5 protein-coding genes are annotated in these 6521 nt (G+C 74.9%); 1 reads left to right on the top strand and 4 read right to left on the bottom strand.

Annotation, left to right across the window (positions count from 1 at the left end; all coding sequences use genetic code 11):
• The coding region (locus ACFVU9_RS32155) for a SpoIIE family protein phosphatase (protein ID WP_387599475.1) at positions 1-2312 on the bottom strand (2312 nt) is incomplete at its 3' end.
• Positions 2313-2550: 238 nt separating this feature from the next.
• Here ACFVU9_RS32155 and ACFVU9_RS32150 point away from each other — a divergent pair.
• A complete protein-coding gene (locus ACFVU9_RS32150) occupies positions 2551-3189 on the top strand; it encodes a DUF4232 domain-containing protein (RefSeq protein ID WP_387599472.1) in 639 nt (212 codons plus the stop codon).
• 25 nt (positions 3190-3214) lie between these two features.
• Here the strand turns inward: ACFVU9_RS32150 and ACFVU9_RS32145 are convergent, their stop codons facing one another.
• The 3 genes from ACFVU9_RS32145 to ACFVU9_RS32135 all read right to left on the bottom strand — a co-directional run bounded on the left by ACFVU9_RS32145 (position 3215) and on the right by ACFVU9_RS32135 (position 6378).
• Positions 3215-3751 (bottom strand): hypothetical protein, encoded by a 537-nt coding sequence (locus ACFVU9_RS32145; RefSeq protein ID WP_387599469.1) that lies wholly within the window; start codon positions 3749-3751, stop codon positions 3215-3217.
• A gap of 15 nt (positions 3752-3766) precedes the next feature.
• Positions 3767-4669 (bottom strand): endonuclease/exonuclease/phosphatase family protein, encoded by a 903-nt coding sequence (locus tag ACFVU9_RS32140; RefSeq protein WP_380442476.1) that lies wholly within the window; start codon positions 4667-4669, stop codon positions 3767-3769.
• A 203-nt stretch (positions 4670-4872) separates the two neighbouring features.
• Positions 4873-6378 (bottom strand): long-chain fatty acid--CoA ligase, encoded by a 1506-nt coding sequence (locus ACFVU9_RS32135; protein ID WP_387599465.1) that lies wholly within the window; start codon positions 6376-6378, stop codon positions 4873-4875.
• Positions 6379-6521: the final 143 nt, after the last annotated feature.

The following is a 6521-nucleotide window of genomic DNA, read 5'->3' as shown; positions in this document are numbered from 1 at the left end:
GCCGGATCCTCCACCAGCCCGTCCGTGTACAGGGCGACCACCGACCCGGCCGCCAGGCGCAGCTCGCTGACCGGGTACTCCGCGACGTCCTCCACCCCCAGCAGCGGCCCGCCCGCCAGGTCCAGCACCTCCGCCGACCCGCCGGGCCGGCGCAGCAGCGGCGGCAGGTGCCCGGCGCGGGCGATCCGGACGGTGCCGTCGGCCGGGGTGAGCCGCACCAGGCAGCAGCTGGCGAGCAGCCCGGGATCGAGGTCGAGGAGCAGCCGGTTGGTGCGGGCGAGGACGCGGTCGGGCATGTCGCCGCCACTGGCGAAGGCGCGGACGGCGCTGCGCAGCTGGCCCATGGTGGCGGCGGCGGCGACGCTGTGGCCCTCGACGTCGCCGATGACGAGGGTGAGGTCGCCGCCGGTGACGATCGCGTCGTACCAGTCGCCGCCGATCTCCATGCCCTGGGTGCCGGGCAGGTAGCGGGCGGCGGTGCGCACGCCGGGGACGTCGGGCAGCCGGTGCGGCAGCAGGGCCTGCTGGAGGCCGCGGGCGAGGGCGAACTCGGCGTCGTAGAGGCGGGCGCGTTCCAGGGCCTGGGCGATGAAGCCGCCGAGGGCGGTGAGCAGGCCGCGTTCCTCGGTGGTGAAGGGGCGGGGCCGGTCGAAGCCGAGGATGCAGCTGCCGACGGGGTGGCCGGAGGCGATGAGCGGCAGGAAGGCCCAGGCGCCCATCTCGTCGAGGGCGATGCCGGGGTAGGCGGCGGAGAGCTCGTGGACGTCCTCGAAGAAGATCGGGGTGCCGGTGCTGAGCGTCTCGGCGCCGGGGACGCGGGCGCTGATGGGGGTGCCCTCGAAGCGGTCGAGGAACCCGTCGGGGTAGCCGGCCTGGGAGACGAGGTGGAGGCGCTTGTCGCGGACGGCGTAGATGGCGAGCTCCTGGCCGCCGAAGGCCGGGAGGATCTGCTCGGAGACGGCCCGGCAGACGTCGGCGACGCTGGCCGCCTCGGTGAGGGCGCTGGCGAGCTGGAGCAGGTGGTAGGTGTCGCCGAGGCCGGGGCGGACGCCGCGCGGTGGTGCCGGGGGCGCGCCGGCCGTGCCGGGCGGGGCCTCGGCGGCGACGACCCGGCCGGTGACGCCGTGCGCGTCCGGGTAGAGGGAGAAGGCCAGCCAGCCGCCCGGCGGGCGGGTGGCGAGGAATGCGGTGGGCTGCTGGGAGAGCATCGCGGCCCGGTAGCGGTTCTCGTAGAAGGGGTCGGCGAGCCAGGGCATGGCCTCCCAGGGGAGGCGGCCGATCAGTTCCTCGCGCACCGCGCCGAGCAGTGGTTCGACGCCGCGGTTGGCGTAGGTGATGCGGCCGTCGGGGTCGAGCGAGAAGACGCCCTCGCGCAGCCGCTCGACGGCCGCCGCGGCGGCGCTGAGGGTGCGGGTGTCCAGGACGGCGCCGACGAGGTGGGTGCCGTACTCGTCGATGGCCTTCGGCACGCGCGCCCACAGCTCCACGGGGTACGGGCGGCCGTCGCGGCCGAGCACGCGCACCCGGGCGGCCAGGACCTCGCCGTGTTCGAGGGCGAGCTTGGCGGCGGCCCGGAACTCGGGCAGGTCGCCGGGGGCGATCCGGGCGGTGAGCGAGGTGACGCGGCCGTCGAACTCGCCGGGCGCGAAGCCGAAGATCTCCCGGAACTGCTCGTCGGCGGCGAGCGCGCCGGTGACGGTGTTCCAGTCGAACAGGCCCACCCGGGTGGTCGGCACGGACGGCGCGGGCAGCTCCACCACCGGGCTGTCCCCGTTCGGCTCGACGGCCCGCCCGGCCGCCTCCAGCCCGGCGAGCCCGGCCGCCAGGCGCTCGGCGACCGACCGCAGCCGGTGCGGCGCGCCCGGCGGCACCCCGTCGTCGGAGGCCGCCCACAGCACGCTGAGCACGCCGAACCGGTCCTCGCCCGCCGTCACCGGCACGCACGCGGAGGCGAAGTCGTACGGCATGCCGACCGCGAGCTGCGGGAAGCGCCGCATGGTGTCCTCGCTGTCGGCGAGGGTGATCGTCCGCCCGGTGCGGAAGCTGACCGCCACCGGCAGCGGCCCGGCCGCCGCGACCCGCCGGAACGGGCTCATGATCGACAGCGGCACCCCGGCGATCGTGCACAGCACCAGCGACCGCCGGTCCCGCGAGCGCAGGTGCACCATCGCCCCGTACGCCCCCGTCCCGCCGAGCACCGCCCGGACGGCGTCCGCCAGCAGGGCGTCCCGTTCGTGCGCCGCCCCGGCGGCGGCATCGGGCTCGCGGGGACGGTGCGGCCCGTTCGGACCGCCGGGCTCACCCTGGCGCATGCTCTTTTGCTACGCCGGGCCCCGAACGCTGTCAAGGCGAGCCCCACCCGGCCCACCGGCCCCGCGCGCCCTGCCCGTCACTGCCGGTGGCCACCGATCTGCGGGAGCCGTTGCCGTCCCGGGTCTCTCTGTTACGCCTCCGGGACACATATATACGAACCGGTTCTCCGGATCGGGGCGTCCTCTGGGCTGATCGGGCGCACGACCGGGTGGCGTCCGCGGAACGTAGGGGTGGACCATGCGGGTTGGCAAGGGAGTGGCGGTCGCGGCGACGGTGCTGGCGCTGGGGCTCGGGGCGGCGGCGTGCAACGACGACGCGGCGTCGACGGCCGCGGCGCCGACAGCGGCGGCAACGGCCGCGGCGACGGGAGGTGCCACCACCCCGGCGCCGTCCAAGAGCGCCCCCGCTCCCGCGTCCCCCGGCAAGGCCTCCACCCGCTGCCACACCGCCGACCTCAAGGCCGACGTCCAACTGCAGCCGGACTTCCCCGGGTCCGCGATGGTGCTGCTCACCAACAAGGGCTCCCGCACCTGCACGGTGAACGGCTACCTCGGCTACGGCGGCCTCGGCGCGGACAACAGCCCGATCGTGACCGGCAGTTCGCGCGTCGCCCACCCCGGGGCGCCGGTCGAGGCCGACCTCAAGCCGGGCGCCACGGCCTTCTCCGGCCTCAAATGGGCGTCCTGCGACAAGGCCGACCCGAAGTGCAAGGTCCTGGCCGGCATCACCGTCACCCCTCCGGACGAGACCACCCAGCTCACCGCGAACGTCATCGGCGCCGACGGCAAGCCGGTCACCCAACTGACCGTCTCCGCCGCCGGTTTCACGGTCGGCACGCTCCAACCCTCCAACCAGGGCGTGGTCTTCGCCTCCTGATGCGAGGCGGACGGACCGGGCACACCTACCCGACGCACTGACCGGAGGTGCACCCGCCCACCAGCTCAAGGGTGTACGTGATGACCGTCTGCCCCTCCGAACAGCTGCTGCCGTAGCAGTAGTCGAGCTGGTGCCGGCCTTCGCCCTCCTGGAGGGGATCGACGGTCCGGGTGCCCACGGCCACCCGGTCGTCGCCGGAGACGTAGTCGTAGTCCCACAGGTCCGCCGTGACGACGAACACCTTGCCGGTGGCACCGTTCGTCGGGAACAGCTTCTCGTCCCACATCTTCCACCGGTTCGCCGACGCGATGTCGAGGGGACCGTTGGGCACCCAGACCGCGTCCGAACGGGACCGGCTCCACAAGTACTGGTCGTCGAAGACCACGTCCCCGTAGAGCTCGCCGCCGCCGGAGTCGCCGCCGTTGCGGACGTCGATGCCGTTGATCGTCATCCGCCAGACCTCGGTGCCGCAGCCGTCCGCCGCGGTGGCGGAGCCGGCGGGCGTCAGCGCCAGCCCCAGGGCCAGGGCGCCCGCCGCGAGGACGGAACGTGAAGTGGGCACGGGCACTCCTCGGGTTCAGCCGAACTGGAAGCGGACCGGGAGGTGGTCCGACTGGCCGGCGCTGCGCCGCGCGTCGGTGAAGACCGCGCGGAGGACCAGCCGGGTCAGGAGGGCGGCGGCGACCACCGCGTAGTCGATCACCGCGTTGCTCTGGGGACGGGTGACCTCGCTCGGCGCGACCTCGCTCGTCCGGGAACCGGCGGTGGCCCAGCCGTTCGGGATCCGGTTCCAGTCCCCGGCGGCGACCCACGGGTACGGCCCGGCCCCCGCGACGGCGCACTCGACGGCCTGCACGATGCGCGGGCCGTCCCAGCCGCCGCGTCCGCCGCCGCCCGTCTGCGGCTGGGCCGAGGCGTGCACGGTGAACACCCAGGCGTCGATGCCCTGGGGCAGGATGCCGAGCGCGGGCCGGACGGAGGCGTTCGCGGGGTCCTGGGCGACGAGGACGTCCCGGGCGCGGCGCGCCTCCGGCACGACCAGCGCCATGTTGACGCGACCGCCGTTGGGGTCGGTCTCCGTCCAGTAGATGAAGTAGTCGCGGCCCCGGCTGCTACTGCCGACGCGCCAGCGGAACTCCCGCACGGTGTACCCGTTCCGGTTCCACGTGCGCTCCGGCGTGGTCCCGGCGGCCGGGGGCCGGCCGGCCTCCTGGAGGGCGACGACGTCGGAGTTCTGAGCCAGCGGCGCGACGTCCTGGGTCCACTTGCACTCCCCGCCGGCCGTCGAGCCCTGCATGTTCCAGGTCTCCACCGTGAAGGGCGGCAGCGCCCTGGTGGAGCGGACGACGGACCGGGACGACGAGGCGGCGGGAAGCGGTTCGGTGCGCGCCTGCGCGAAGGCCGCCCCGGCCGGCCCTGCGGCGACCGTCACGCACACGCTCACGACGAGGGCCCAGCGACGGGCAAGGGGGAACGCCATCGACTCCGCGGCCCTCTCCGGGAGCCGGCGCTCCCACGGGGACGACCGTAGAACGGACGGCGGGAGCGGACACCCGGGGAGGGCCACAGGTGTGACACCGGGCCGCGGCCTCGGAGCGGGCCGGACGGTGAGCCGCAGTCACCTGCGTGACCGACGGCCGCCGAGCGGAAGGCGTTCGGTCGCCGCCCCGGCGGAGGAGGCCGCTACCGCTCGATCTCCCGCTTGAGGATCTTGCCGGTCGGCCCCTTCGGCAGGGCCTCGACGATCCGCACCTCGCGCGGGTACTTGTAGGGCGCGACGCGCTCCTTGACGAAGGCGCGCAGTTCGTCCGGTTCGGCGGCGGACCCCGGCTTGAGGGCTACCACGGCGGCGACCTCCTCGCCGAGGACCGGGTGCGGGACGCCGATCACGGCCGCCTCCGCGACGGCCGGGTGCTCGTAGAGGACCTCCTCGACCTCCCGCGGGTAGACGTTGAAGCCGGCGCGGATGATCAGGTCCTTCATGCGGTCCACGATCCGGAAGTGGCCGTCGGGGTCCCTGACGCCCACGTCGCCGGTGCGCAGCCAGCCGTCCGGGATCGCGGCGGCGGTGGCCTCGGGGTTCCGCCAGTACCCCTTCATCAGGTTGTGCCCGCGGATGGCGACCTCCCCCGGCTGCCCGTCGGGCAGCTCACGGCCGTGCTCGTCGACGATCCGCAGCTCGACGCCCTCGATCGGTGTGCCGACGGTGCCGGGCCTGCGGGGCCGGTCGGGGTGGTTGAAGCAGGCGACGGGGGAGGTCTCGGACAGCCCGTAGCCCTCCAGGACGGTGCAGGCGAAGGTCTCCTCGAACGCGCGCAGGACCTCGACCGGCAGGGCCGCGCCGCCCGAGATGCAGACCCGCAGCGACTCGGCACGCGTGCGGTCGTCGGCGGCCGCGCCGGAGGCGGCGAGCAGTGCGCTGTACATGGTGGGCACGCCGAGGAACGCGGTGACGCCGTCCCGCTCGATGATCTCCAGTGCCCTTGCGGCGTCGAAGCGCGGCAGCAGGGTCGTGCAGGCGCCGGCGGCGACGGCGCAGTCCAGTCCGACCATCTGGCCGAAGGCGTGGAACAGCGGCAGACCGCCGAAGACCACGTCGCGCTCGGTCAGTTGGAGGATGGTTCCGCGGGTGACCTCGACATTGCGGGCGATGCCGTGGTGCGTGAGCTCGGCGCCCTTGGGCCGGCCGGTTGTCCCGGAGGTGTAGAGGATCACGGCGGTGTCGGACGGCTCGCGCTCGACCAACTCCAGCTCGGGGTCTTCGAGTCGACCGCCGCCGGGGAGCCCGTCCGCGCCGACCGTCAGGGCCGTCACCCCGGCCGCCCGCGCGCCGGTCAGCGCCTCGTCGGCGCCGTCCCGCCAGGCCAGCAGCAGGGCCGCATCCGCGTCGGCGAGGTGGTACTCGACCTCGCGCGCCCGCAGCAGCGGGTTGAGCGGCACGACGACCGCGCCGGCCCACAGGATCCCGAAGTACAGCACGGCGAAGACCGGGACGTTGGGCACCAGCAGGCCGACCCGGTCCCCGGGCCGCACGCCGGCACGGCGCAGGAGGGCGGCCGTCCGGGCCGCGGCGTCCGCGAGTCCGCCGTAGTCGAGGACGGCGTCGTCGAGCCGCACGGCCGGGCGGCGGGGGAAGCGGGCGGCCGAATCGGCGAGGATCGCGGCGAGGTTGACCCCGGGACGGCTCACGTGCGGCTCCTTCGAAGCCCTCGGCAGGCGGCCGCGCCGCTGTCCGAGGCGCGCTTCGAGCTACCGTGGCCGCCCCGCCACCCGTTGTCAACAGATCGTCCCGGCCCCGTCACCCACGGGAACGACGGACGCCCGGACCGCGC

Source organism: Kitasatospora sp. NPDC057936, assembly GCF_042887525.1.
Lineage (GTDB): Bacteria > Actinomycetota > Actinomycetes > Streptomycetales > Streptomycetaceae > Kitasatospora.
This window is presented reverse-complemented; position numbering and strand designations above follow the sequence as displayed.

Bases quoted from the DNA above. Each gene is read 5' to 3' on its own strand.
- ACFVU9_RS32150 (WP_387599472.1), top strand. From the start codon at position 2,551: ATGCGGGTTGGCAAGGGAGTGGCGGTCGCGGCGACGGTGCTGGCGCTG.
- ACFVU9_RS32140 (WP_380442476.1), bottom strand. From the start codon at position 4,669: ATGGCGTTCCCCCTTGCCCGTCGCTGGGCCCTCGTCGTGAGCGTGTGC.